This window comes from Thermodesulfovibrio sp. 3907-1M (assembly GCF_040450955.1).
GTDB classification, from domain to species: Bacteria; Nitrospirota; Thermodesulfovibrionia; order Thermodesulfovibrionales; family Thermodesulfovibrionaceae; genus Thermodesulfovibrio; species Thermodesulfovibrio autotrophicus.
Window position 1 is genome coordinate 1,536,969 of record NZ_CP144373.1, and the last position, 23,982, is coordinate 1,560,950.

At 35.9% G+C, this 23,982-nt stretch carries 26 protein-coding genes; 11 read left to right on the top strand and 15 right to left on the bottom strand.

The window, feature by feature from the left end; all coding sequences use genetic code 11:
• The first annotated feature begins 16 nt into the window (after positions 1 to 16).
• Positions 17 to 1,897, top strand: a complete 1,881-nt coding sequence (locus V4D30_RS07975) for an ATP-binding protein (protein ID WP_353683797.1) — start codon at positions 17 to 19, stop codon at positions 1,895 to 1,897.
• On the opposite strand, the gene V4D30_RS07980 is transcribed toward V4D30_RS07975, so the two are convergent.
• From V4D30_RS07980 to V4D30_RS07990, 3 genes are read right to left on the bottom strand one after another with little or no spacing between them, the layout of a single operon-like run.
• Positions 1,843 to 2,295: a TIGR00725 family protein gene (locus V4D30_RS07980; RefSeq protein ID WP_353683798.1), complete on the bottom strand. Its 453-nt coding sequence runs from the start codon at positions 2,293 to 2,295 to the stop codon at positions 1,843 to 1,845. The genes V4D30_RS07975 and V4D30_RS07980 overlap by 55 nt on opposite strands.
• Entirely contained in the window at positions 2,292 to 4,613 is a 2,322-nt protein-coding gene (locus tag V4D30_RS07985; RefSeq protein WP_353683799.1) for an endonuclease MutS2, read from the bottom strand. Before V4D30_RS07985 ends, V4D30_RS07980 begins: the two co-directional genes overlap by 4 nt.
• Positions 4,610 to 4,945, bottom strand: a complete 336-nt coding sequence (locus V4D30_RS07990; RefSeq protein WP_353683800.1) for a YtxH domain-containing protein — start codon at positions 4,943 to 4,945, stop codon at positions 4,610 to 4,612. Before V4D30_RS07990 ends, V4D30_RS07985 begins: the two co-directional genes overlap by 4 nt.
• A gap of 75 nt (positions 4,946 to 5,020) precedes the next feature.
• Here V4D30_RS07990 and V4D30_RS07995 point away from each other — a divergent pair, with 75 nt between their 5' ends.
• Positions 5,021 to 5,314 carry a ferritin family protein gene (locus V4D30_RS07995; protein WP_353683801.1) on the top strand — a complete coding sequence of 98 codons (294 nt, stop codon included), beginning with the start codon at positions 5,021 to 5,023 and terminating at the stop codon, positions 5,312 to 5,314.
• On the opposite strand, the gene V4D30_RS08000 is transcribed toward V4D30_RS07995, so the two are convergent.
• Positions 5,315 to 6,322: a sodium:calcium antiporter gene (locus V4D30_RS08000; RefSeq protein ID WP_353683802.1), complete on the bottom strand. Its 1,008-nt coding sequence runs from the start codon at positions 6,320 to 6,322 to the stop codon at positions 5,315 to 5,317.
• 214 nt (positions 6,323 to 6,536) lie between these two features.
• Here V4D30_RS08000 and V4D30_RS08005 point away from each other — a divergent pair, with 214 nt between their 5' ends.
• From V4D30_RS08005 to rlmN, 4 genes are read left to right on the top strand one after another with little or no spacing between them, the layout of a single operon-like run.
• Positions 6,537 to 8,789, top strand: a complete 2,253-nt coding sequence (locus tag V4D30_RS08005) for a vitamin B12-dependent ribonucleotide reductase (protein WP_353685164.1) — start codon at positions 6,537 to 6,539, stop codon at positions 8,787 to 8,789.
• 55 nt (positions 8,790 to 8,844) lie between these two features.
• Complete coding sequence (locus V4D30_RS08010) at positions 8,845 to 9,234, top strand: co-chaperone GroES family protein (RefSeq protein ID WP_353683803.1); 390 nt, start codon at positions 8,845 to 8,847, stop codon at positions 9,232 to 9,234.
• The gene (locus V4D30_RS08015) at positions 9,218 to 9,886 is read left to right on the top strand and encodes a TIGR00730 family Rossman fold protein (RefSeq protein ID WP_353683804.1); all 669 of its coding nucleotides are present in this window, start codon (positions 9,218 to 9,220) and stop codon (positions 9,884 to 9,886) included. The genes V4D30_RS08010 and V4D30_RS08015 overlap by 17 nt, the downstream gene beginning before the upstream one ends.
• Complete coding sequence (gene rlmN, locus V4D30_RS08020) at positions 9,883 to 10,935, top strand: 23S rRNA (adenine(2503)-C(2))-methyltransferase RlmN (RefSeq protein WP_353683805.1); 1,053 nt, start codon at positions 9,883 to 9,885, stop codon at positions 10,933 to 10,935. The genes V4D30_RS08015 and rlmN overlap by 4 nt, the downstream gene beginning before the upstream one ends.
• Here the strand turns inward: rlmN and V4D30_RS08025 are convergent.
• The 4 genes from V4D30_RS08025 to V4D30_RS08040 form a co-directional block, all read right to left on the bottom strand.
• Positions 10,921 to 11,685, bottom strand: coding sequence for a YkgJ family cysteine cluster protein (locus V4D30_RS08025; protein WP_353683806.1), 765 nt, complete (start codon positions 11,683 to 11,685; stop codon positions 10,921 to 10,923). The two genes, rlmN and V4D30_RS08025, sit on opposite strands and share 15 nt — an antisense overlap.
• Positions 11,685 to 12,086: a secondary thiamine-phosphate synthase enzyme YjbQ gene (locus V4D30_RS08030; RefSeq protein ID WP_353683807.1), complete on the bottom strand. Its 402-nt coding sequence runs from the start codon at positions 12,084 to 12,086 to the stop codon at positions 11,685 to 11,687. The genes V4D30_RS08025 and V4D30_RS08030 overlap by 1 nt, the downstream gene beginning before the upstream one ends.
• Positions 12,086 to 13,249, bottom strand: coding sequence for an LL-diaminopimelate aminotransferase (locus V4D30_RS08035; protein ID WP_353683808.1), 1,164 nt, complete (start codon positions 13,247 to 13,249; stop codon positions 12,086 to 12,088). The genes V4D30_RS08030 and V4D30_RS08035 overlap by 1 nt, the downstream gene beginning before the upstream one ends.
• Positions 13,250 to 13,327: 78 nt before the next feature.
• Entirely contained in the window at positions 13,328 to 13,975 is a 648-nt protein-coding gene (locus V4D30_RS08040; RefSeq protein ID WP_353683809.1) for an energy transducer TonB, read from the bottom strand.
• A gap of 233 nt (positions 13,976 to 14,208) precedes the next feature.
• Between V4D30_RS08040 and V4D30_RS08045 the strand changes: the two genes are divergently transcribed.
• From V4D30_RS08045 to V4D30_RS08065, 5 genes are all read left to right on the top strand, one after another.
• Entirely contained in the window at positions 14,209 to 14,562 is a 354-nt protein-coding gene (locus tag V4D30_RS08045; RefSeq protein WP_353683810.1) for a sulfite exporter TauE/SafE family protein, read from the top strand.
• Positions 14,563 to 14,603: 41 nt separating this feature from the next.
• The gene (locus tag V4D30_RS08050) at positions 14,604 to 14,798 is read left to right on the top strand and encodes a hypothetical protein (protein WP_353683811.1); all 195 of its coding nucleotides are present in this window, start codon (positions 14,604 to 14,606) and stop codon (positions 14,796 to 14,798) included.
• A gap of 87 nt (positions 14,799 to 14,885) precedes the next feature.
• A complete protein-coding gene (locus tag V4D30_RS08055) occupies positions 14,886 to 15,599 on the top strand; it encodes a bile acid:sodium symporter (RefSeq protein WP_353683812.1) in 714 nt (237 codons plus the stop codon).
• A 5-nt stretch (positions 15,600 to 15,604) separates the two neighbouring features.
• Entirely contained in the window at positions 15,605 to 15,934 is a 330-nt protein-coding gene (locus V4D30_RS08060; RefSeq protein WP_353683813.1) for a hypothetical protein, read from the top strand.
• Positions 15,935 to 15,944: 10 nt separating this feature from the next.
• Entirely contained in the window at positions 15,945 to 16,841 is an 897-nt protein-coding gene (locus tag V4D30_RS08065; RefSeq protein ID WP_353683814.1) for a universal stress protein, read from the top strand.
• Between the two features lie 33 nt (positions 16,842 to 16,874).
• Here V4D30_RS08065 and V4D30_RS08070 read toward each other — a convergent pair whose 3' ends face one another.
• The 7 genes from V4D30_RS08070 to serS form a co-directional block, all read right to left on the bottom strand.
• On the bottom strand, positions 16,875 to 18,152 hold the full coding sequence (locus V4D30_RS08070) for a phenylacetate--CoA ligase (RefSeq protein ID WP_353683815.1): 1,278 nt from the start codon (positions 18,150 to 18,152) through the stop codon (positions 16,875 to 16,877).
• Positions 18,109 to 18,582, bottom strand: coding sequence for a 2-oxoacid:acceptor oxidoreductase family protein (locus tag V4D30_RS08075; protein WP_353683816.1), 474 nt, complete (start codon positions 18,580 to 18,582; stop codon positions 18,109 to 18,111). Before V4D30_RS08075 ends, V4D30_RS08070 begins: the two co-directional genes overlap by 44 nt.
• A 67-nt stretch (positions 18,583 to 18,649) precedes the next feature.
• Entirely contained in the window at positions 18,650 to 20,446 is a 1,797-nt protein-coding gene (locus tag V4D30_RS08080) for a thiamine pyrophosphate-dependent enzyme (RefSeq protein ID WP_353683817.1), read from the bottom strand.
• Positions 20,447 to 21,259, bottom strand: coding sequence for an indole-3-glycerol phosphate synthase TrpC (trpC, locus tag V4D30_RS08085; protein ID WP_353683818.1), 813 nt, complete (start codon positions 21,257 to 21,259; stop codon positions 20,447 to 20,449).
• Positions 21,256 to 21,522, bottom strand: a complete 267-nt coding sequence (locus tag V4D30_RS08090) for an EscU/YscU/HrcU family type III secretion system export apparatus switch protein (protein ID WP_353683819.1) — start codon at positions 21,520 to 21,522, stop codon at positions 21,256 to 21,258. The genes trpC and V4D30_RS08090 overlap by 4 nt, the downstream gene beginning before the upstream one ends.
• On the bottom strand, positions 21,519 to 22,706 hold the full coding sequence (locus tag V4D30_RS08095) for a hypothetical protein (protein WP_353683820.1): 1,188 nt from the start codon (positions 22,704 to 22,706) through the stop codon (positions 21,519 to 21,521). The genes V4D30_RS08090 and V4D30_RS08095 overlap by 4 nt, the downstream gene beginning before the upstream one ends.
• Positions 22,703 to 23,977: a serine--tRNA ligase gene (gene serS / locus V4D30_RS08100; protein ID WP_353683821.1), complete on the bottom strand. Its 1,275-nt coding sequence runs from the start codon at positions 23,975 to 23,977 to the stop codon at positions 22,703 to 22,705. Before serS ends, V4D30_RS08095 begins: the two co-directional genes overlap by 4 nt.
• Positions 23,978 to 23,982 lie beyond the last annotated feature (5 nt).

A 23,982-nucleotide genomic window follows, 5' to 3' on the forward strand; every position in this document is an offset into this window, starting at 1 on the left:
ATATAATTTAATCTGGATGGCAAAATTTACTTTAAGTATTAAGTGGCTTACTGTACTGGTAATGATAGCTCTGGCTACAGGTATTGCCATAACCAATTATTTAGTCTCTTTCCATCTTTGTGAGCAATATCTTAGTCATCACATTGAAACAGTTTCATCATTTTTTAAAGGAGAGGTTGATAAATTGGTGAGTCCTGTTGAAACTTTCCTGTATAACATTCAGTCTCTTGTTTGCTGTAAAATTTTAAACTTCAATGACATTGAAAAAACCAATAAATTTCTTATGGATTTTATGAAAAAATATCCCTATGTAACATCAATAAATTACGGAGATGGGAAGGGAAATGGCTATCTTATTTTAAATGATAGAGGCAGATGGCTTAACAGAATTAAAAAGGCAAAGAACCGAGGATATGTAGTATGGAATACTCTCAACAATAATGGAGAAATAATAAATAAAAGACAACTTAAGGATAATTACGATCCAAGAAACACACTCTGGTATAAACAGGCTCTTGAGAGCAATGATATTCAATGGAGTCAACAGTACCTTTTCAGGACCACAAAGGACCCTGGTTTTACAGCTTCTTTAGTTTTGTGTGGTGATTCAAAAGAAGTTGTCGGCATTGATTTAATGATAAAGGATGTATCATCGTTCTTATATAAAGCCAAAGAAAGGCTTTATCCAGAAGTAAAGCTTTATCTTATTTCAGACAGTAATGAGCTTATAGCTTTTGTTGATGAAATCACTCCTGAGCCAGAAAAAATTTATAGAGTTAATAAGGAGCAATTCCCTCTACTGTACAAAGCCCTGTATTCAGGAAAAGATAAGATCAGTTTTCACAATCAAAAATGGTTTGTAAAAATAGAAAACTGGAGCATAAAAAATAGAAAACTTTCTCTTGTAATAATGATACCAGAGAAAGTCATTACAAAAAGCCTATACCTTCATCTTTTTTATCAGATTTTTGCTTCCCTGGCTCTTGTTTTTATAGTGCTCCTTTACATTACAAAAAAATACATGAATCCCTTAATTGAAATCTCAGAGCAGACATCTTATCTTGGCTTCAAAGAGATATACCTTAAAAAATATTCTCAAAGAACAGATGAAATAGGATACTTAAGCAGAGCAATTTCCAGTGCTTCATTAAGAATCCTTGAAGCAAGAGAAATGGAAAGAAAAATGGAGGAATTTAGCTATTTTGAATGTGTAAGGCATTCTCTTGGTGAAGCAGTACATAGATTTAAGGATTTAATCAACATAATTCAGGGATTTGCAACTCTTGCTCAGCCAAAGGCATCAGAGGAGTTTGTAAGAAACGCTCTTGACCAGATAATTAATGCATCAAAAAGGGCAATATATCTTTCAAAGGAAATCTTAAATGTTACAGGTGAAAGAAGGTATGAGATGAAGGTTTTTGATCTAAACTTCCTGATTCAGTCAATGAAAACAAAGATAGATGTGACTGTTGAACACTACATTAAAGTAGTTTACGAATTATCAAGCATTCCTCTCATGGTAAAGCTTGATATTGAAGCCTTTAATGAAGTTTTAACTAATTTAATACAGAATGCCCTTGATGCCATGCCAGAAGGAGGAACAATAAAGATAAAAACAGATGTTGCCTCTCTGTTAAATAAAGAGTTTGCGGTTTTATCTGTAACAGATACAGGAACTGGCATGGATGAGGAAACTCAGAAAAGAATATTTGAACCCTTTTTTACTACAAAAGGTGCTAAGGGAACAGGACTGGGGCTTTCAATTGTTTACCGAATTGTGAGAGACCATGAGGGATCTATTGAAGTAGAAAGCGAGGTAGGCAAAGGAACAACCTTTAAGATTTATTTACCCTTAATTAAGGATGTGGCAAGCCTTACAGCCTCTTCTGCTGAGTGACACTCTATTATTCCGGGTATATTCCATGTTTTAAGTCCTATGACTTTTTTACCGGTTTTTAATGCCAGGGCTATCTCACTGAGGGTGCCATACTCACCACCAATAGCAATCAATAAATCAGAGGCTCTTACAATAAGAGCATTTCTCATCTCCCCCATTCCTGTAGGAATAGGAATTTTCACATAGGGATTGGCATCTTCTTTTTTAAGTGTTGGCAAGATTCCCACTGTAATGCCTCCTTCAAGAAATGCTCCCCTGCTTGCTGCCTCCATTACTCCTCCTAAACCACCTGTGATAACAGTAATTCCTTCCTTTGCAAGGAGTCTTCCAACTTCTTCTGCCAGCTCTAAAAGCTCTTTATCAGCTTTACCTGCTCCAATAATGCCAGCGGTTTTCATTTTATTTCAACCACTGTTACAGCATCTCCGCCTTCATCAGCATTACCCTTTCTGAGGCTTTTTACCAGAGGATGTTCCTTTAAGTAGTCTCTCACGAAATTTCTTAAAATACCTTTACCGACTCCGTGAATAATGACTCCTGAGGAAGCCTCGCTTAAAGAGAGTTTATTTAAAAATTTTTCTATTAGCGGGACTGATTCATCAACTCTTAAACCCCGAATGTCAAGCTTTGTAGTAATCTCCTCAACCTGAATAAAAGAAATATTTGATTTTTCCTCTGTCTGCTCTGGTTCAATCTTCTCAAGCTCTTCAATTTTTGCTTCTACAAACATTTTATCTGTTTTAATCTTTACTTTTTTATCTTCAATAAAAGCCACCTTTCCTGTAAGCTCAAGAGTTTTTACCTTTACAGCATCACCAATCTGAATGTTTTCAGGAACTCTAATCTCCTGAGGCAATAGCTGTTTTGAGAGTTCTGAAATTTTAAGAGATATTTCTTTAAGTTTTTTCCTGTCTGCTTTTTTAGCTTCCTCATGAAGAATGTTAATCTCTTTTTTTAATTTCATGATCATATTATGAGCCTCTATTTTTGCTTCTTCAATGATTCTTTTCTTTTTTTCAGAAGCAAAGGAAATTTCTTTTTCCAGTCTTTCCTTTTCGGTAATGACACTGTTTTTGATTTTTTCAATCTCATCAAGTCTCTTATTGTATTCAGCTTTAGCCTCTTCAAGCTCTTTCATAAGTTTATAGATTTCTTTATCCTGAGAGCCTTTTAACTCGTAAGCTCTTTTAATAAGCTTTTCAGGAAAACCATATTTTTGAGCAATCTGAAGGGCATATGAAGGAGTTAAACTGCCGATGCTTAATTTATAAAGAGGAGACATTGTTTTTTCGTCAAAAAGCATAGAGGCTATCTCTATGTCTTCATTGGTTGTTGCAAAAATTTTAACTTTACTTAAATGGGTTGTTGCGAAGGTGAAAACTCCTCTGTCTTTTAACTCTTCAAGTATTGCACATGCTAATGCAGAGCCTTCCTCAGGATCAGTATTTGTGCCTATTTCATCAAGAAGAACAAGGCTATCAGAATTAGCATTTTCAACTATTTTTTTGAGAGTTACTATGTGGGCGGCAAAGCTGGAAAGATGCTCTTCAATAGAGTCTTCATGATAAAAGTCAACATATATACTTTTTACAAAGGGAACTGTAGAAGAAGGACTTGCTGGTATGGGAAGTCCAGAAATAGCCATTGCAGTTAGAAGTCCTACTGTCTTCAGTGTTACAGTTTTGCCCCCTGCATTAGGACCTGTAATTACAAGAACTTTTTTATTTCTCAGTTCTATCTGAAGGGGCACAACATCTCTTGAAAGCATCAGTATAGGATGTCTGGCATCAATCAGATTTATCGTGATTTCTTTAGTGAGTTGAGGAGCATGAGCATTAAATTTTCTGGAAAATTTATATATTGAAAGCATTTTATCAAGATAAATGAGTAATTTAAACTCTCTTTCAAGGGCATCACTGATTTGATGAATCTCAAAGGAGACTTCTTTAAGTATTCTTATTTCTTCAACTCTCTGTTCAATTAAAAGCTCTTCCAGTTTTTTGGATAAGGCTGTTATTTCAGCTGGTTCTATAAAAGCTGTCTCCCCTGAACGAGAAACATCATGAACAATTCCTGCAACCTGTCCCTTTGAATCCATCCGAACAGGTATAACCCATCTGTTGTTTCTTTTTGTAATAAATCTGTCCTGAAGAAAAACCTGTATATTTGGTCTGTTAATTATTTCTTCAAGCTTTTGTTTTATTCTTTCCTCTGTTATTTTTATCTGTTTTCTTATGTAATTCAGAAACGGAGAGGCTGTGTCAAGAATATTTCCCTCTTCATCAATGGTATTTTCAAGTATTTCAAGAAGATATGGCTGACCCAATGATAAACTGGTTTTAAGAATGCTTTTTATTTTCTCTCTGAAAAAAGGGTAGTTTAAAAGCTCATCAACAAAAGGAGCTACTTTATCCAGAACTCTCAGAACCTTTAAAAATTGAGTTAATTCAGAGGGTTCAAAAATAGCTCCTTCTTTCTTTGCTTTATCAAGCAATTCAGAAATATCAGGGAAAAAAGATATAGGAAGCTCAGCTCCCTGATCAAGATATTCTTTTATTTCCTCAAACTCTTTAAGAGACCTGTCTGCTTGTTCAAAATCATCAAAAGGAAAAATCGCTTCAATAGCTTTTTTTGTAGCTGAGGAACTGGCAAACTCTTCTATTAAACTCAGAATTTTATAAAAATCTAAGTCCAGAAGAGCTTTTTTTTCAATCAATCAAGCTTCTCCAGAAGCTTCTTCTTTTTGTCGTCAATTATTTTTGTAAGCTTTTCAATCTGATTTAAAACTTCTTTTTTAGCATCTGAGCTTAATTCCTGACCACGCTCTTTAATATCTTTAAGTTTCTCTTTAAGCATTTCTGAAAGTTCCTCAATCTCTTCATAAAGCTCTTCCGCTGCTCTGACAGTTTTTTTCTTAAGCTCTTTAGCTTTCTTTTTAATTTCTTTTCTTGTTTCTTGCCCTGACTTTGGTGCATAAAGAAGTGCCACAGCTGCTCCAATTACTCCTCCTAAAAGAAAAGCTGCCAAAATCTTACCTTCCTCTCTCATTTTCATCCTCCTTAAACTATTTGTTTAATTTTAACAAATTTTTATTGTATAATTGAAAGAAAACGGAGGTGTTTTATGCTTTCCAAAATACCTTTTTCAATGGAAAATTTAGAACAGGGCGATATTAACAGACAAATTTTAAGAATAGGGCTTATTGCGGAGCTTGATGCTATCAATCTCTATGAACAGCTTGCTTCATTAACAGATGATGAAAAGATTAAAGCTGTTTTTCTTGACATTGCAAGAGAAGAAAAAACCCATGTTGGTGAATTTCTCACCCTTCTTCTTATGAATGATGAGGAACAGGAAGATGAGCTTGAAGAAGGGAAAGAGGAAGTTGAAGAATTGTTTGAGGAAGAGGAAGAATAGCTAAAAGGGCTTTATAATAAGCAACGCATATATCAGATAAAAGGAGCCTGATAAAATTAAAATAAAGGGGGAAATCCTTTTTTTTATGAGGATTCCCCCTAAAATTATTGCTACTGCTAAAATTGCAAGACAGGCACTCAAAAGAGCATAACCTGTAATATCCCAGTCCGTAAAAATAATTCCTACTGAAACAGGAAAGGTTGACTGAAAAACCATTGCGCCTGTTACATTTCCCATCGCTAAGGTATCCCTTCCTTTGAAGGTCCATGTTACAGAATTAAACTTTTCAGGAAGCTCTGTTGCAATAGGAGCAATCAAAAGAGCAAACAAAAGAGGGTCAAATCCTATCTTCAGAGAAAAATGCTGCAGCGCAGAAACAAATCCATGTGCACCTTCAATCATTATAAAAAGAGCAATCAAAACCTGGGCGAGTGAAAAAAAAGTTTCAAATCTCTTTACTGGCAGAACTTTTCCAAAGATTTTATCAAAATAGAGTTTTTCCTCATGTAAAATTCCTTCACTTTCACTCTTGACAGTAACATATAAATAGGCAATGTATCCAAACAGAAGTAAAAGGGCAACTACTATGTGTTTTTTTAAAAACATGGGTAAAAAGATTCCTGAAGAATACATAATTAGAAAAAAAACTAAATCCCTTCTCACTGTTGGAATTTCAGCTTCAAAGACAAAGGTTCTCCTTTTTGAAACATATCCAGCAACAACAGTTAATCCTATCATTAAAAAAGCCAGTGTGGCAAGCATAAAAGGAGCACCGAGAATTGCGCCGATACCAATACTATGTCCTGCCTCTCCTTTATGCAGTAAAATAGCAACTAGAGGAAGAATCGTTTCAGGAAGAGCTGTGCCTACTGCAGCCAGTATACTTCCTGTAACTGCCTGACTAAGGGCGAGTCTTTTCCCGAACACTTCAATGCCGTTGGTGAAAATCTCCGCGCTCAATAATATCAAGAAAAGATTAAAAAGTAGTAGAAAAATATCTGTTGTCATGCTTAAAATTATAATCTAAAGTTTTATTTCTTAACAACTTTATTTTGTCCTTTTGAGGCATTTTTTATGTCATCCCGAGCTTAAGCAAGGGATCTCCTCCTTATTGGAGGTTATTGAAAATTAAAGAGGCTTGCAAGTTCTTGATTTTCAGGAGCTTGCAAGTTTTTGAACAGTCTACTAAAAGATGGGAGGGCACATGGAAACAATGGTAAAAGTGGAGCTAACAGACAATGCAATAGAAGTTTTAAAAAGGAGATACCTTAAAAAAGATGAAGAGGGTAAAATCATAGAAACACCAGAAGAGTTATTTCGTCGGGTAGCCATAGCAATTGCTCAAATAGACGCAATGTACGGTAAATCTGAAAAGGAGGTCAATAAAACAAAAGAGGAATTCTACGAGCTTATGACTACACTTAAATTCTTACCAAACTCTCCCACTTTAATGAATGCCGGAACTCCTCTTGGACAACTCAGCGCCTGCTTTGTCTTGCCTGTGGAAGACTCTATGGAAGGAATTTTTGATGCTGTCAAGTATGCAGCAATCATACATAAATCAGGAGGTGGCACAGGTTTTAGCTTTTCTCGTCTCAGGCCCAAAGGAGATGTGGTGGGCTCAACAAAGGGAATAAGTTCAGGACCTGTATCCTTCATGAGTGTTTTTGATTCGGCAACAGAGGCTGTAAAACAGGGAGGAAGGCGCAGAGGTGCTAACATGGGGCTTCTGAGAGTTGACCATCCGGATATTTTAGAGTTTATAAAATGCAAAGATGACCTTACAAAATTTACAAACTTTAATATTTCTGTTGGACTTACAGAAGAGTTTATGAGAGCAGTTATAAATGATGAAGAATACGATCTAATAAATCCAAGAACAGGTAAGGCTGTAAAAAGGCTTAAAGCTAAGGAAGTTTTTGATCTGATAGTGCATCAGGCATGGAAAAATGGTGAACCAGGAATTGTTTTCCTTGATAGAATTAATGCCGCCAATCCAACACCTCTACTTGGAGAAATTGAAGCAACAAATCCCTGTGGAGAACAACCTCTTTTACCATATGAGTCCTGTAATCTTGGCTCAATAAATCTTGCAAAAATGGTAAGAGGAGACTCTGTTGACTGGGAGCTTCTGAGAAGCACTGTATGGAAGGCTGTTCATTTTCTTGATAATGTAATTGATGCAAATAAATATCCATTGACTATCATAGAAAAAAATACAAAGGCAAACAGAAAAATAGGGCTTGGTGTGATGGGCTGGGCTGACATGCTTGTTCAGTTAAGAATTCCTTATAATTCAAAAGAAGCTCTAAGTCTGGCAGAAGAATTGATGAAGTTTATACTTCAGGAAGGAAGGTTGGCTTCTCAGGAACTGGCAAAGGAAAGAGGAACATTTCCTAATTATGAAAAAAGCATTTATTACGGAAAAATGCCTTTAAGAAATGCGACTATAACCACAATTGCACCAACAGGGACACTGAGCATAATTGCAGGATGTTCATCTGGAATTGAACCACTTTTTGCCATATGTTTTGCAAGAAATGTGATGGATGGAACACGCCTTGTAGAAGTTAACCCTTATTTCAGAAAAGAAATGGAAAAATTAGGACTCTGGTCTGATGCTTTAGCTGAAAAGATAGCTGAAACAGGTTCAATTCAGGAAATTAAAGAAATCCCTGAGGAGATTAAGAAAATATTTGTTACAGCTCACGAAATTTCTCCATCTGAACATGTGCGCATGCAGGCAGCTTTTCAACAATATGTTGACAATGCAGTAAGTAAAACAGTAAATCTTCCAAATCATGCAACAGAGGATGATGTAAGAGAGGTTTATCTTCTTGCCTATCGTCTTGGATGCAAAGGCGTTACTGTTTATAGAGACGGCTCAAGACAGGGACAGGTCATACAGAAGACTAAAACAGAAGCTCAAAGCACTCCTTTAACTCTTAAACCAAGAAAAAGACCTGAGGTTCTGAAAGGAGTTACAAGATTGATGAAAACAGGCTGTGGAAATCTTTATGTAACAATAAATCAAGATCATGAAGGAAAACCCTTTGAAGTCTTTACAAATATAGGCAAAGCAGGTGGATGCGCAGCTTCTCAGGCAGAAGCAATTGGAAGGCTTATATCTCTTGCCCTAAGAAGCGGAATTGAACCAGAAGAAATAGTAAAACAACTTAAAGGAATATCCTGTCATGCTCCTGTGTGGTCAGGTAATGGAAAGATCACAAGCTGTTCAGATGCCATTGCAAAGGCAATTGAGGCTGAAATAAGAGAAAGTTACCATAGCAAGACAGGTGATTCAAAAGCCTCAGACGGCTCACCAACTCAAAAGCTTCAAAATTCAAAATTAACAGTTCAAAGTTCAGATGATGAAGCAGCTCATTACGGTGCATGTCCTGAATGTGGAAGTGCACTTTCTTATGAAGAAGGATGCGTTATCTGTCACAGTTGTGGATTTACCAGATGTAGCTGAGATAAAATAAAATTAAAGATTCAAGCACCTGCGAGTGATTTAAAGTTTAAAATTTATGAAAACACAGAGAAAGTTAATAATAGTGGGAGACAGGGTTCTCATTGAACCGGATGAGAGAATGGAAACACGGGCAGGACTCTTTTTACCTCCCACTGTAAAAGAAAAAGACAAAGTTCTTGGTGGAAGAGTTATAAAAGTGGGACCCGGTTATCCTGTTAACGACATCTCAGTTGTTCTTGAAGAACCTTGGAAACAGACAAACGCTGAACCCATAAGATATATACCTCTTCAGGCTCAGGAAGGTGATTATGCACTTTTTCTTAAAGATGCAGGAATTGAAATAGAATTTGAGGAAAAAAAGTATCTAATTGTGCCTCATTCTGCAATTCTTGCACTTATAAGAACGACAATTGTAGAGGATGATGAAGATGATAGAGGATTTTAAGTCTTCTGATACATGGCGAGTATTCAGGATTCAATCAGAGCTTGTTGAGGGCTTTGAAACACTGCATGGGATTGGTCCTGCAGTTTCAATATTTGGAAGTTCCAGATTAACAGAAGAAAATTTTTATTATCAGGAAGCATTCAAAGTGGGAAAACTGCTGAGTGAGGCTGGTTTTTCAATAATTACAGGCGGTGGTCCCGGGATAATGGAAGCTGCTAATAAAGGCGCTAAACTGGGTAAAGGAAAATCTATTGGATTGAATATTGAGCTTCCTCATGAGCAGCATCCCAATAAATATCTTGATATTTCTTTAAACTTCAGATATTTTTTCGTAAGAAAGCTGATGTTTATAAAATACTCAATTGGATTTGTTATTTTCCCAGGTGGTTTCGGAACCCTTGATGAGCTTTTTGAAGCTCTCACCCTTGTTCAAACAGGTAAAATTCTTTCATTTCCCATAATTCTTTATAGTTCTACTTACTGGAAAGGACTTCTTGAATGGTTTAAAAACTCCCCTAAAAATCTTGGTGCCATAAGCCTTGATGACTTTAAATACTTTGAAGTAATTGACAATCCTGAGGCAGTCTGCAGTTATCTTAAAAATTATCTTACAAAGCTTGAAGTTCCTATACCACCTCTTCATCACGAATGATACTAAAAAATCTCAAGAATTACAATGCACAGGAAATTGAAGAAATTATAAAAAACGAGCATCTTCCTTTATACAGAGCAAAGCAGATCATTCACTGGATTTACAAAAAGTTTGCCACCTCAATTGATGAAATTACAGAATTGCCTAAATCACTTAGAGAAAGTTTATCTAAAGAATACTATATTGGCAACATTAAACTGGTTGAAAGAAAAATCAGCAAGGACAGCACTGAAAAATTTCTTTGGGAGCTGGAAGATAAAGAAAAAATTGAAAGTGTATTAATTACAGATAAAAGTAGATTAACACTTTGCATATCAAGTCAGGTTGGCTGTCCTGTCAAATGCAGATTTTGTCTTACAGGCAGAATTGGATTTAAAAGAAATCTCCATACATGGGAGATAGTTGACCAGTTTATTCAGGTAAGCAGGCTAATAAAAGATGAAAACAAAAGGATTACAAACATTGTTTTTATGGGAATGGGTGAGCCTCTGCTGAATTTTGAAAATGTTGTTGAAGCATTGTGGAGATTCAAAAATTTGATTGAATTTTCACCGCGAAGAATCACTGTTTCAACTGCTGGTATTATTCCAGCAATTAAGGAATTACCACACAAAGCTCCTTCAGTAAAACTCGCAATATCCCTTAATGCATCGGATGAAAAAACAAGAACCTTTATTATGCCAGTGAACAAAAAATATCCACTTCATGAGCTTCTAAAAACGCTGAGAGAGTATCCTCTGAAGTCAAGAGAAAGAATAACCTTTGAGTATGTAATGCTTAAAGGAATTAACTCCTCTGAAAAAGATGCTTTAAGGCTCGGACAGATTCTCAAAGGAATACCATCAAAAATAAATCTCATTCCCTTCAATCCATGGAAAGGATGTGAGCTTGAAAAACCTGATGAATGGGAGATACTTAAATTTCAGCAAACATTGATATCCCAGGGCTATTCTGTGTTTATCAGAAAAAGCAAAGGACAGGACATCCTCGCCGCCTGTGGACAGTTAAAAGCCCTTTATCTTTGCAGCACAGCTTCAACTATGCTTTAATTTCAGCGTCTCTTTAATCATCAAAAGAAATTTTACGTAGTCAAATCCAAAATTCATCAACTCTGTTTCGTCTTTCTTCATCTTTTCCACTCTATCCTCAGGAACATCAAAAATCTGAAGAAATCTGCTTTCAAAAACAAATCTTCTGAAAGCATCAATGTCATAGCAAGCCATATAAAATGCCTTAGCCTTTCTTTCATCAAGCTTTTCAGGCTTCAGATTTCTCTTAAAGAAAAGCTCTTTCCATCCTCTGTTCATATCATCATAAAGGTCAACTCCCTCAGCCTTTCTCCATTCAGCCACTGTCCATTCTCTGTCTTCATTAAAGCCTTTGCAGTGAGGCTCTTTAACAAAAAAATAATGCTCCTCTGTTATTCCATCTGTCATATCAAACTTTTTAAGAGAAGCCTGTCCAACTGGATAATATCTGCATGTAGCAGGTCTATCCTCATAAACAGAGCATCCCGCTTCATATAAAAATGGGCATGTTTTCTCTTCATCATTATTTTTATTTAAAAAAACAAAGGGGTAACCACTTCTTGGCTCAATGAATACATAGGTATACTGCATTAAAAATTCACCAGATGACATGCCAAATCTATTTTTTAATCTCATGATGCAATAGGGAGTTAGCATTATATCAATGTTCTTGCAGCAACTCCTGTAGCAGGAAATGCCGGGATAGCAACGAAACTTAAACTTTGACTCCTCTGTTAGCTCCTCTGGAGCTATGGCATTAATGTTTAACATTATTCCTCCTGTTTAATTATTTTTAAATAAACTTTTCTTGTTCTTGGCCCATCAAACTCACAGAAAAATATACTCTGCCATTGTCCTAAAATGAGATTACCATCTTCAATAAAAACAGTCACTGATGAACCCACAATTGTTGTTTTAATATGGCTGTCTGCATTGCCCTCCATGTGAAGGTATCCTGCACCATAGGGCGCAATCTTTTTTAATGCATTTAGGATGTCCTTTTTTACTGAAGGGTCAGCACCTTCGTTAATGGTTATGCCTGCTGTGGTGTGAGGAACATATAGGTAACACACTCCGTTTTTAATTCCGCTATCTCTAACAACCATTTCAACTTCATCTGTGATATCAACAAATTCTTCTCTTGAAGAAGTTTTTACTGTTAATGTCTTCATCACAGCTTAAGCCTCCTTATTCTTTCTACTGCTTCTTTTATTCTTTCCTTAGACTGTGTAAGAGCAAATCTTATGTATCCTTCGCCATATTCACCAAATCCAACCCCTGGTGTACATAAAACCTCAGCTTCCTTTAAAAGCCTTGCAACAAAATCTATTGAATTTGTTCCACGTGGAACTTTTGCCCAAAGATAAAATGTTGCCATAGGTTTTCTAACATCAAATCCTGCTGACTTAAGTCCTTCGTACAACACATCTCTTCTTTCCCTGTAAATCTCTCTTATTTCTCTTAAGATACTATCATCTGTTTCAAGAGCCACTATGCTCGCTTCCTGAATTGCCTGAAAAACACCAGAGTCAAGATTTGTTTTAACCTTTCCAAGTCCTGAAAGAATTTCTTTATTTCCTACAGCAAATCCTATTCTCCATCCTGTCATATTATAGGTTTTTGAGAGGGAATGAAACTCTATACCAACTTCCTTAGCTCCATCTATCTGCATAAAACTGACAGGCTTTTCCTCGTAATAAACTTCTGAATAGGCTGCATCATGACATACAATAATATTATATTTTCTGGCAAATTCAACAACTTTTTTATAAAACTCCTCATCAGCAACAGCACTGGTTGGGTTGTTAGGATAGTTTATGAACATAAGCTTTGCTTTTTTACAAACATCCTTAGGAATTGAGTCCAAATCGGGCAGAAACCTGTTTTCATCTTTAAGGGGCATAAAATAGGGAATGCCACCGGCAAACTTTGTTCCCACAGGATAAACTGGATATCCGGGAGAAGGAACAAGAACAATCTCACCAGGATCAACAAAGGCAAGAGGGATATGACCAATTCCTTCTTTTGAACCAATAAGACTTAAAACCTCATGTTCAGGGTCAAGGTTAACATTAAATCTTCTCTTATACCAGTCTGATACTGCTTTTCTGAATGAGAGCATTCCTTCATAACTTGGATATCTATGATGTTCTGGCTTTTCTACAGCCTTTTTCATTGCCTCCACAATATGAGAAGGTGTTGGAATATCAGGGTCTCCAATGCTTAAATCAATTAAGTCTGCACCCTTTGAAAGAGCCTCTTTTTTCATTTGATCAATGGTTGCAAAAAGATAAGGCGGAAGCGTCCTGATTCTTTCTGCATAATGAATCTCCATAATACCTCCTCAATCATTGATTGTTTATTTAGTTTACAAAAAAAAATGCAATATTTCAAAATAATCCTGAAATAAACTCTACTTTAAAACAAACCTTACAGGAAGAATTGCCCGGCAGGCTACTGGTTTACCATTTTTAATTGCAGGGGAAAATTTTGATTTTTTTACTGCCTCAACAGCAGACTCTGTAAATCCATAGGGAGCTCCTTCTATGACTTCTACATTTAAAAGTTCTCCTTTTTCATTAATAGTAAGCCTTAAAACAACTTTACCTTCTTTACCAAGCCTTCTTGCAATCTGGGGATATACAGGAATTTCTCTGTAAAGAAACTTCGGACCATAAGTGGTTCCAAATTCTGCATCAACTATTCCTGTTTTTTCTGTATTTGAAGTTGAGATAGATCCAGCTGATGATTTTTTTTCTAAGGATTCAGAATGTGAGGAGGGAAAACTTAAAATAGTATGTTGTGTTTTTTCTTCTACAATTTTTGTATCCTCAGCAGATTTAGCAGTAGACTGTGTTTTTTCAATATGATTCTTTTTTGCTGAAACCTGAGTTGTTGAATCCTTAATGGACCTAACAACATCGTTTATTATAAAAATATCAATCTCCTGATGCTCTTTGCTTACCTTTGCAAAACTTGAGAATGCCACAAAAAGTAAGAGATGTAAAAACATTGAAAGCACAATAAAATGTTGAATTTTATTTATATAAACTGTCTTCATCTTCACATAAAAAAGCCATGAAAGCTCATTGAGCCTTCATGGCTTAACTCATCCTTCAGGACAAGTTGAAAAATTTTAAAACATTCTCATATTTCTGGTCAACTTTAAAATATTGTTTCAAAATTTTGAATTTTAAACCTGAATCACCGCCAAAAATAAAAAGTTTTTGTTTCCATTAAATCAAAATAAATATAATCTTGACAGGTTTTATGTAATAATATAAAATTTTTTTTATGAAAGAAAGCATCATAATCGTTGCAGGTATCTGTATTCTATCCTTTATTTCAGGAATGCTTGGGCTTGGAGTTGCCTTTGCTGCCATTCCCTTTTTAGGAGTTTTCATGGAAGATTTAGTTCATCAGGTTCAACCTTTAAGTCTTTTACTGAACGGTGTTACTGCTCTGCTTTCCACCTTAGGATTTGCAAAAAGTGGATTTGTGGACTGGAGGAAAGCCATTCCCTTATCCATTATAACAACAGTCTCTGCTCCCATTGGTGCATATATTGTTCAATTTGTTAACCAGAAATATGTCTGGATTATATATTTTGTTGCTATATTTTGTTGCAGTATTTTATCTTGTCTATAGACTCTTTAATCCAGTAAAAAGCACTCAGGAAAGCGAAAACTTTGTTACTTCCGCATTTAAGCACCGCTCACTGGAATTTCTCTTTAACAGTTGCTTTGATAGCTGCTGGAGCTTTATTTTCCTTTCTCGGTGCGAGAGTAACAAGCATATTTGTACCAGGTGTAAGAGTAAAACAGATATTCGCAGTTTTGATTTTAATTGTCACTGGATATAAGATTTATACTTTGATTTTTTAAGTTATCCACTTGCAGGATAAAGCATGAAAAAGCTTATCGTTTAATGGCAAAGACTGGTTGTGAAAATAATAGTTATAGGAGGGTTCAATGAGAAGATTTCTTGAAAAGCTGCACAATTTTAAACTGCTTCCTTTTTTCGTTATTATCAGCATGATTATTGGAATTGCCATAGGAAAGTGGTATGGTATATCAAATTTTGAACTTACACCACCAATTGATGCCATAAAGGCAATTTTTAAGGGCACCTATGAATTCAGTTTGCCAAATACGCTTGCTCTTGGAGTAGTGGTAGGTCTTTTTATGATGATGTATCCTGCCATGGCAAATATAAAATTTGAAGATCTTGGAAAAGCTGCTAAGTCACCAAGACAACTTGCAATTGTTGCCTTTTTTAATTATGCAGTAGCTCCGTTTTTTATGCTTCTGCTAGCAAAGCTTTTCTTGAGCGGAGAGCAAGATTTATATACAGGATTGGTTCTTTACGGACTTGCACCATGCATTGCAATGGTAATTGTTTTTACCTATCTTGCAGGAGGAAATGGTCCCCTTGCAATAATTCTTGTTGCTTTTAACTCCATTGTTCAGATGCTTTTAATTCCTGTTTATGCAAAATTGCTTCTTGGAGATGTTAAGTTTGATGTTTGGGTGGTGGGTGAAAGCGTTGTTTTATATCTTGGAGTGCCTCTGTTGGCTGGAATGCTTACAAGATTTTTAGGAGTCAAAAGATTTGGTGAAGAGTGGTTTAAAAAACTGAAATTTTATCTAATACCATGTCAATTTTGGGACTTCTATTTACTCTGATTGTCATGTTTGCCCTTAAGGGAGATTTAATTGTTGAAAAGCCAATTTTTATTGTTCAGATGGCAATGCCAATGACAATTTTCTTCTGGACAATGTATGTGATTGTTTATCTTGTAAGCTGGAAATTGAAATTAAATTATGAGGATTCAGTAGCAGTAGCCTTCAACTCAACAGGAAGAGATTTTGAAATTGCCATAGCAATTGCAATCTCGGCTTTTAATCCCACTGTTGCTCTTGCCACGGTAATTGGTCCACTGATTGAAGTGCCCGTGATGCTTGTTCTCGTATGGTTTGCAAAAAATACGGAATATAAACTCTTCAAAATAAAAAAATAGGAGGCTTAATATGTATGAAAAAATAGTTTATCCAATTAAGTTTGAAGAATTTTCAATGGATATTTTGAAATGCCTTTTAAATTTTAAAAAAGTCGGCACAAAAGAGATAATTCTCATTCATATTATTGATGTATCAAAAATTCCAATGGAAAAATACGCTGGATATGACCTTGATTTTGTGAAAACCCTTTCTGAAATAGCTGAAAAGAAAATGGAAGAAGCCCTTGAACTGATATCAGAATCAGGTCTTTCATCAAAAAAATTTATAACTGTTGGAGTTCCCTACAGAGAGATTCTAAAGGTTGCTGAGCAGGAAAAGGTTTCATTGATTGTTTCAGGGAGACAGAGAAAAGGGATTCTTGGCGAGATATTTATTGGCTCAAATACAGATAAAATAATTCGTTATGGAAATGTACCAGTTTATGTTCCTAAATATCCTGCCTGCTTCAGTGGCAATACTGCAGCCTGTAAACGCTATTGTGAAAATCCTTTTAGAAAAATTCTTTATCCTACAGATTGGTCAGACTGCGCTGAAAGTGCGATTGAATACATTTCTGGATTAAAAAATCTGATTGAAGAAGTTGTGGTAGCACATATTATGGATGAAAAATCCATGAAACTTCAGTCTGTGGAGAAAATTAAGGAATTTGAAAGAATGGATAGAGAAAAGCTTGAAAATGTAAAATTAAAACTGGAAAGGGAAGGCTTTAGAGTAAAAACCCATCTTTACATTGGAAAACCATCAGCAGAGATTATAAAGTTGGCAAAACAAGAGGATGTAACCTGTATTGTAATGGGAGCTCACGGAAAAGGATTTATTGAAGGAATTTTATGGGGTTCTGTTTCAAGAAATATTGTAGAATACAGTGACAGGTCTGTTCTTGTAGTAAAAGGAGGAGTCTGTTAAGAACGTTCCACGTGGAACATTCTTAACAGTATTTTAAATTTTCTTTCTTTTGTCCACAATTCTTACTGCCTTGCCGGGGACTCTCTGAATTGTTCCTTCTGGCACAACCTGAATTTTGCTGTGAAATCCTAAAAAGTCATAAAGTTCAAGATCAAGATGCTCAAGCTCTTTTTGAGTAATTCCATTGTCAGCCTTTTCTACGATAATTGTCATCTCATCTTTGCCTTTAACTGTTTCTATTACAAGCTGATAATAAGGAGAGAGCCCTTTATATTTAAGCAAAATCTGCTCAACCTGTGAAGGATAAAAATTAACTCCCTTAACTTTCAGCATATCATCAGTTCTTCCACGAATTCTGCTTACACGAAGATGAGTTCTACCACAATCACATTTTTCATAGGATAAAATGCTTGATATATCTCTTGTCCTATACCTGAGAAGTGGTAACCCTTCACGGGTAAGAGTTGTTATGACCATCTCTCCTTCCTGTCCTGCTGATACGGGTTCACCTGTTTCAGGATCTATTATCTCAACTATGTAATGGTCTTCCCATACATGAATGCCTGCTCTTGCAGGACAGTCTATTCCAAGCCCGACTCCACCTGTTTCTGTAAGTCCGATTATATCAAAAGTCTTTATATTCATTTCTTCTTCAATTCTTCGTCTGTATTCATCTGACCATGTTTCAGCGCCAAGTATGGCAACTCTCAATTTGGTTTCTTTAAAATCAAACCCACTCTCACGGGCAACCTCAATTAACCTTGCAGGATAGGATGCAATTGCTCCTATTGCCGTTACTTCAAGCTCTTTAATAAGTTTAAGTTGCATAAGTGACCTTCCTGCACCTGCTGGAACTATAAAGCAGCCAAGACGCTCGGCACCATAGTGAAAACCAAATCCGCCATTAAAAAGTCCGAATGAAGGCATTATCTGAAGTCTGTCTTTTTCTGTAAGTCCTGCACAGGCAAGGCATCTTGCCATTATCTCACCCCATTGAGCAATGTCTCCTTTTGTCATTGCATTAATAACAGGAACTCCAGTTGTGCCCGAACTCATGTGCATCCTTGCACAATCTACCAGCTGGGCAGCAATATGTTCAAAGGGATAGCAATCTCTGAGCTCATCCTTTGTTGTAAAGGGCAGAAGTTTTAAATCGTCAAGACTGCGGATGTCTTCCGGCTCAATGTGTTTATATTTTTCTTTAAGTTTTGATTTTGAATTTTTAAGATATTTTAATGTTTTTCTTAATCCTGCAAGCTGAATTTTTTCAATCTCCTGTCTTGGAAGAGTTTCCTGCTGAGGATTGAACATATTCACACCCCTTTATGAAAGATTTTTTATTTTCCTCATCAAGGATATTGATAAAATCTTCACATTTAAAAAAATCTGTCTTCTTAACAAATACTCCAAGCAAAAAAGTATTTACATAACGCGCCGATACAGAATTCAATGCATTATCAATTTCTTCTCTGGTAAATGTAAAAACTCTGTCACCAAAGGTTTTTGCATAATACAACAAATCCTCACTTAAAAGAACAACCATCTGAGCAGTGCCTCTGCGAACAACTCCGCTCATTCCTTCATTAATTTTCATCTGAATCTCAACAGTGCCACCTTTTTTAGCCATTCCTTTGATTTCTGTTGAGCGAACAGAAAATCCCTTTTTGATTGCAGCATGGGCAATCATCCTTGAAAAAAATATTACGCCCTGTCCACCTTTACCAACTATGACCAGTTTCATTCTCTATTAATTTAAATTTTTTCTTCATTCTTCGTATTAATATCTTATACCTCAAGCAGCTTAAATATTATATCAGAGCAATTGCCTTTGTAGGGCATACATGAATACAGCATCCACAACCTATACAAAAGGCACTATCAATCTCTGCTTTACCTTCATCTTCATTAAAAATTATTGCAGGACATTCAAATTCTACGGTGCAAACTCTACATCCTTTACAGAGTTCCTTTGAAATCTGAACATTATACTTTGGATTAGCACTAAGTCCTTCCTTTGTATTAATACATGGATGTCTGAATACAATAACTGCAGGCTCTTTTTTCTTAAGAAAATTTTTTGCCTCCTTAAGAGTTCTTACTGAAAGATCAAAATCATAGGGATCCACAACGTGAACAAAGTTAACTCCTATACCTTTTACAAGATTTTCAATAACAATTGGTGTTACAGGCTGCCCTGAAGAGCTGAATTCATCAGAGAGGGTTTTCTGATTTCCTGTCATTGCAACGCTTTTGTTATCAAGAATCACAACTAAAAAAGGCACTCTATAATGAACAGCATCAATCAAAGGAGGAATTCCTGAGTGAAAAAATGTTGAATCTCCAATTATTGCAACAACTTCCTGCTCTTTCTGCCCCAGCGCAAAAGTTTTACTGAAGGCAAAACCAAAAGAAACACTCGCACCCATATTGAGAACCGTGTCAGTAACATTAAAATTGAGGGCAAGAGTATAGCAACCTATATCACCAGCGTATATTGTCTTTTTACCAAATACCTTCTTAACTGCAAAAAGAGCTATTCTGTGAGCACATCCAGGACAAAGGGAAGGTCTCTTAAGCGGAAGGACATTGAATGTTTTTGTCCTTTTAATCAAATCAATTTTTTCAAGAATTTCCTCACAAACCTCTGGTGTAAGCTCTCCTTCTCTGGGAACTAAACCATTTCTTCTTCCCTCTGTATCAAGCTGTAGCTCTATAACAGGATAGGTTTCTTCAACAGAGATTACCCGGCTGAACTTCTCTTTAAAATTAATTATGTTCTTTGATAAAGGATAGGGCATGTCAAATTTAGAAAGAGTAACTTTGTCATGTAAACCGTATTCTTCAATGAGCTCATAAAGATATGCAAATACAACACCACTTGAAAGAATGAGAATGTCTCCACTAAAAAAGAATTTCGGCTTATTCTGTTCAGCAATTTTTTCAATCTTTTTGTTTAAAATCCTATGTAGTTCAAGGCGTTGTTTTGGAGTTGCTGCAAACCTGCTTAATTGTTTAGCCCAATCTTTTGAAGACTTAAAATGAGGCTTTATGATATCTTCAGGTGCTACATCATCAACTTCAACAACTGCTCTTCCATGAGAAACCCTTGTGGTGCTCCGGAGCATGACTGGTATGCTGTATTTTTCGCTTAACTCAATGGCTTTCTTTGCAAAATCATAAGCTTCTTCTACAGTTGAAGGATCTAAAGCTGGAATCTTTGCAGCCATTGCCATAAAGCGACTATCCTGCTCTGTTTGCGATGAATGAGGACCGGGATCGTCAACACTTATTACTACAAATCCTGCTACTGTTCCTACATAGGCAGAATTCATAAAAGGATCCATTGCCACATTCAACCCAACCTGCTTCATTGTCACAGCGCTCTTTATATTGGCAAGGCAGGCTCCGTAGGCTACCTCATAGGCTACCTTTTCATTAATAGCCCAGTCAACATAGGCTTTAAGTGCGCTGGATTTGACAATATCCTGAGCTGCAGGAATAATCTCGCTTGAAGGAGTTCCAGGATATCCGGTAATAAACCTTACTCCAGCATGAATTAATCCATAAGCAATTGCCTGATTACCAGAAAGATACAGCTTTGACATTTATATATAATAAGAAAAATTAACTTTATTATTCAATAAAAGCTCTTTTATCTTTTCTACAGGATTATCGCTCAAAACTATTGATGTTCCCACCAGTATGGCATCTATTCCATTTTTAATTTTGTCAACATGAGCTCTTTCAGAAATTCCAGACTCACTGACTATAACTTTATCCTCGGCAATTAAATTTTTAAGCCTTAAAGTTGTATTAAGGTCAATCTCCATTGTTTTAAGATTTCTGTTGTTTATTCCTATTATATTAACTCCTGCAAAAAAAGCTTTTTCTAAATCTTCTTCATTATGAACCTCAAATAAAACATCCATTTGAAGAGACTTTGCCAGTTCATAGAGATTTTTACACTGCTGTTTACTCAAAATGCAGGCAATTAAGAGAATAGCATCTGCTTTGAGCAACTTTGATTCATATATTTGGTATTCATCAAAAATAAAGTCCTTTCTCAACACCGGAACATGAGGATAGTTTTCTTTTATCTTTATTAAAAATTCTGGACTCCCAAGGAAAAAATCTTCTTCTGTTATCACTGAAATAGCATCAGCACCAGCAGATACATATAAATCAGCCATTTTTAAGACATCATACTCTTTAAGGGGTCCTTTAATAGGAGAGGCTTTTTTTATCTCTGCAATAAGCTTGATTGGCTCATTGGGTAGTCTTTTTATGGCACTATAAAATCGGGATAGAGTTTTAATGCTCTGTGCCTGCTTTTTTATTTCTTCAATGGATTTAATTTTCTTTAGCTCACTTACTCTTATTTTTTTAGCTTCAACTATTTTATTTAAAATATCAATCATTTAATCTTTCCCTTAATCTGATAAACAAAAACCAGAATCTCAGCTACCGCTTTGTATAATTCCACAGGAATCTCCTCGTAAAGGTCAAGCTTTGAAAGAACCTCTACAAGAGTTTCATCTTCCTTAAGTGGTACTCCATGATATCTTGCAAGCTCTATAATTTTTTCAGCAATCCAGCCTCTTCCCTTTGCTACAACCCTTGGTGCAGAATCCCTTTCTTTTTCATATTTTAACGCAACTGCCTTTCTGTTTTCTTCTTTCATATTATTACGCTAACCAATCCTTCCTGTATTTGCCACTGCTTTAAGAGTTCCTCAATTTTTGTAACATAGTTTATTCCTGAGAGGAACAGCCCCTGCCTGTGAAATCTCTCTTTAAGTTCCTCCTCATAGTTTTTAATAATTTGCATTGTTTCAGGTTTTCCAGAAAAACTAACAAAAAAACTTTTATTGATCATCGTAACAACAAAGGATATAGACTCTTCTTTTATCCTGAGATTTATAAAGACAGTGTGATAGTCTTTTCCCTGCTTTTTAAATGTCCTGAAAGCAAAGTTTCCACCATCTATTGCATTCCACAAAAGGGGAAGAAATGTAAAAAAACTCTGATAGGTTTTTGAAAGAACCTGATAGCCTTCTATCTCTCTGAGAATATGTTGTGCTTTATCAGCTATTTCTTCCAGACCTGCTGTTTTTGCCTGCTTAGATATGTTATCAAGAATGGCTTTCAAATCCTCTTTAATCTGTTCAATCTTAAATGTATCAAAAAGAGCCTGTTTCATTTTTGCCTCAAAGGATACTCCTGTATTGAGGATTGTATTTTTTAATTTTTCTGTCGTAAGTTCTTCGTTGTCTGAAATAATTATGTTTTTGAGCCTTGCAATCTCCTCTTCTGGAAAGTTATTTTTCTCAAGAAGTTTTATTAATTGCTGAAGATGCTCTACAGTATTTTCATGAGAAATTACATCAATTATTTTCTGCATAAGCACACTCTTTTGTGCTTCTGAAAGATTTTCTGTTGACAGTAATAGCAATTCTTTAATTGAATCCATCTGAGCCTGTTGTGTCTGCTTTGCCTGTCTGGTATCAGTTAAAAAAAGGGATTCTATGAGTTTAAAAATTTTATCTGATATTTGATTTTCAGCCTTTATTATGGCTTTCTGAACCTGTTCAGATTCAGAAGTGGATAAAACTCTCAGTGGAATTGTTCCGTCAGGAAGGGGTTTTTCAACTTTCACCATCACTGTATCACCTTTATTCAAAGGTAATTCTCTTTGGGGTTGAGCATTAAGAATTCTATTGTTTATCTTTACCTGAATTGTGCCTGTAGGGAATATGTCCATTATCTCAGCTGTTAAAATCTCTCCAATTACAAATTTAATTGGGACAGAGTCTTTACCTTTAAAAATATGAATAACACCTGAAGAATCAATTACTGGTTGAATCATCTTATTACATCAACACCCATATAGGGTATTAAAGCCTCAGGAACTTTAACTGAGCCGTCTTTCTGCTGATAATTTTCAAGGATGGCAACAACTGTTCTTCCAATTGCCAGTCCGGAACCATTCAATGTATGAACAAACTCTGTTCCTTTTTTCCCTCTTCTACGAAATCTTATATTTGCTCTTCTTGCCTGAAAATCCTCAAAATTAGAACAGGAGCTTATCTCTCTGTAACGCTTCTGTCCTGGAAGCCAGACTTCTATATCATAGGTTTTTGCTGAGGCAAAACCAAGGTCTCCACTACATAGTGCAACAACCCTGTATGCAAGTCCAAGCTTCTTGAGAACCTCTTCCGCATCCCGTGTAAGAGATTCTAATTCATCATAGGAGTCCTCTGGTTTTACAAATTTAACAAGCTCCACCTTATTAAACTGATGCTGTCTTATAAGCCCGCGAACATCCTTTCCATGAGAACCTGCTTCCCGACGAAAACACGGAGTATAGGAAACATAATAAATGGGCAAGTCATCCTCTGAGAGAATCTCTTCTCTGTGAAGATTTGTTACAGGGACCTCTGCAGTTGGTATAAGATAGAACTCTGGCTCACCGATTTTAAATAAATCCTCTTCAAACTTTGGAAGCTGTCCAGTTCCTGTCATGGATGCTCTGTTTACAAGAAGCGGAGGAAAGACTTCAACATATCCTTTGGTGGTATGTAAATCAAGCATAAAATTAATAAGTGCGCGCTCAAGCTTAGCACCAAGACCTCTCATTACAGCAAATCTGCTCCCTGCAATTTTACCAGCACGCTCAAAATCAATTATTCCAAGAATCTCTCCAATATCCCAGTGATTAAGTGGTTCAAAATCAAATTCTGGTGGCTTACCCCATCTTCTTATCTCAACATTTTCCGTTTCATCCTTACCAACAGGGACTGTATGATGAGGAATATTTGGGATATAAAGAAGAAAGTTCTGCACCTGCTCCTCAATCCCTCTAAGTTTATTTTCAATATCATTCAATTCTTCTCCTAATTGACGCATCTCAAGGATAAGGGCTTCCATCCTTGCTGTGTCGCTGGCGGATTTCTTTAATTTTGCAATCTCCTGAGATACGGAATTTCTTATGGCTCTTTTATTCTCAATCTCTCTTAAGAGTTTTAGCCTTTCTTCTTCCAGGGATAAGAATTTATCGAAATCAATTTCATAACCTCTTTTTTGAAGTGCCTCTTTTACTTTCTCTGGATTTTCTCTCAAAAATTTTATATCAAGCATATAGT

Coding starts and splice junctions, on each gene's coding strand:
- V4D30_RS07975 (WP_353683797.1), top strand. CDS start 17: ATGGCAAAATTTACTTTAAGTATTAAGTGGCTTACTGTACTGGTAATG.
- V4D30_RS07980 (WP_353683798.1), bottom strand. CDS start 2,295: ATGAAAACCGCTGGCATTATTGGAGCAGGTAAAGCTGATAAAGAGCTT.
- V4D30_RS07990 (WP_353683800.1), bottom strand. CDS start 4,945: ATGAGAGAGGAAGGTAAGATTTTGGCAGCTTTTCTTTTAGGAGGAGTA.
- V4D30_RS07995 (WP_353683801.1), top strand. CDS start 5,021: ATGCTTTCCAAAATACCTTTTTCAATGGAAAATTTAGAACAGGGCGAT.
- V4D30_RS08000 (WP_353683802.1), bottom strand. CDS start 6,322: ATGACAACAGATATTTTTCTACTACTTTTTAATCTTTTCTTGATATTA.
- V4D30_RS08010 (WP_353683803.1), top strand. CDS start 8,845: ATGAAAACACAGAGAAAGTTAATAATAGTGGGAGACAGGGTTCTCATT.
- V4D30_RS08015 (WP_353683804.1), top strand. CDS start 9,218: ATGATAGAGGATTTTAAGTCTTCTGATACATGGCGAGTATTCAGGATT.
- rlmN (WP_353683805.1), top strand. CDS start 9,883: ATGATACTAAAAAATCTCAAGAATTACAATGCACAGGAAATTGAAGAA.
- V4D30_RS08025 (WP_353683806.1), bottom strand. CDS start 11,685: ATGTTAAACATTAATGCCATAGCTCCAGAGGAGCTAACAGAGGAGTCA.
- V4D30_RS08030 (WP_353683807.1), bottom strand. CDS start 12,086: ATGAAGACATTAACAGTAAAAACTTCTTCAAGAGAAGAATTTGTTGAT.
- V4D30_RS08035 (WP_353683808.1), bottom strand. CDS start 13,249: ATGGAGATTCATTATGCAGAAAGAATCAGGACGCTTCCGCCTTATCTT.
- V4D30_RS08040 (WP_353683809.1), bottom strand. CDS start 13,975: ATGAAGACAGTTTATATAAATAAAATTCAACATTTTATTGTGCTTTCA.
- V4D30_RS08045 (WP_353683810.1), top strand. CDS start 14,209: ATGAAAGAAAGCATCATAATCGTTGCAGGTATCTGTATTCTATCCTTT.
- V4D30_RS08055 (WP_353683812.1), top strand. CDS start 14,886: ATGAGAAGATTTCTTGAAAAGCTGCACAATTTTAAACTGCTTCCTTTT.
- V4D30_RS08060 (WP_353683813.1), top strand. CDS start 15,605: ATGTTTGCCCTTAAGGGAGATTTAATTGTTGAAAAGCCAATTTTTATT.
- V4D30_RS08065 (WP_353683814.1), top strand. CDS start 15,945: ATGTATGAAAAAATAGTTTATCCAATTAAGTTTGAAGAATTTTCAATG.
- V4D30_RS08070 (WP_353683815.1), bottom strand. CDS start 18,152: ATGTTCAATCCTCAGCAGGAAACTCTTCCAAGACAGGAGATTGAAAAA.
- V4D30_RS08075 (WP_353683816.1), bottom strand. CDS start 18,582: ATGAAACTGGTCATAGTTGGTAAAGGTGGACAGGGCGTAATATTTTTT.
- V4D30_RS08080 (WP_353683817.1), bottom strand. CDS start 20,446: ATGTCAAAGCTGTATCTTTCTGGTAATCAGGCAATTGCTTATGGATTA.
- trpC (WP_353683818.1), bottom strand. CDS start 21,259: ATGATTGATATTTTAAATAAAATAGTTGAAGCTAAAAAAATAAGAGTA.
- V4D30_RS08090 (WP_353683819.1), bottom strand. CDS start 21,522: ATGAAAGAAGAAAACAGAAAGGCAGTTGCGTTAAAATATGAAAAAGAA.
- V4D30_RS08095 (WP_353683820.1), bottom strand. CDS start 22,706: ATGATTCAACCAGTAATTGATTCTTCAGGTGTTATTCATATTTTTAAA.
- serS (WP_353683821.1), bottom strand. CDS start 23,977: ATGCTTGATATAAAATTTTTGAGAGAAAATCCAGAGAAAGTAAAAGAG.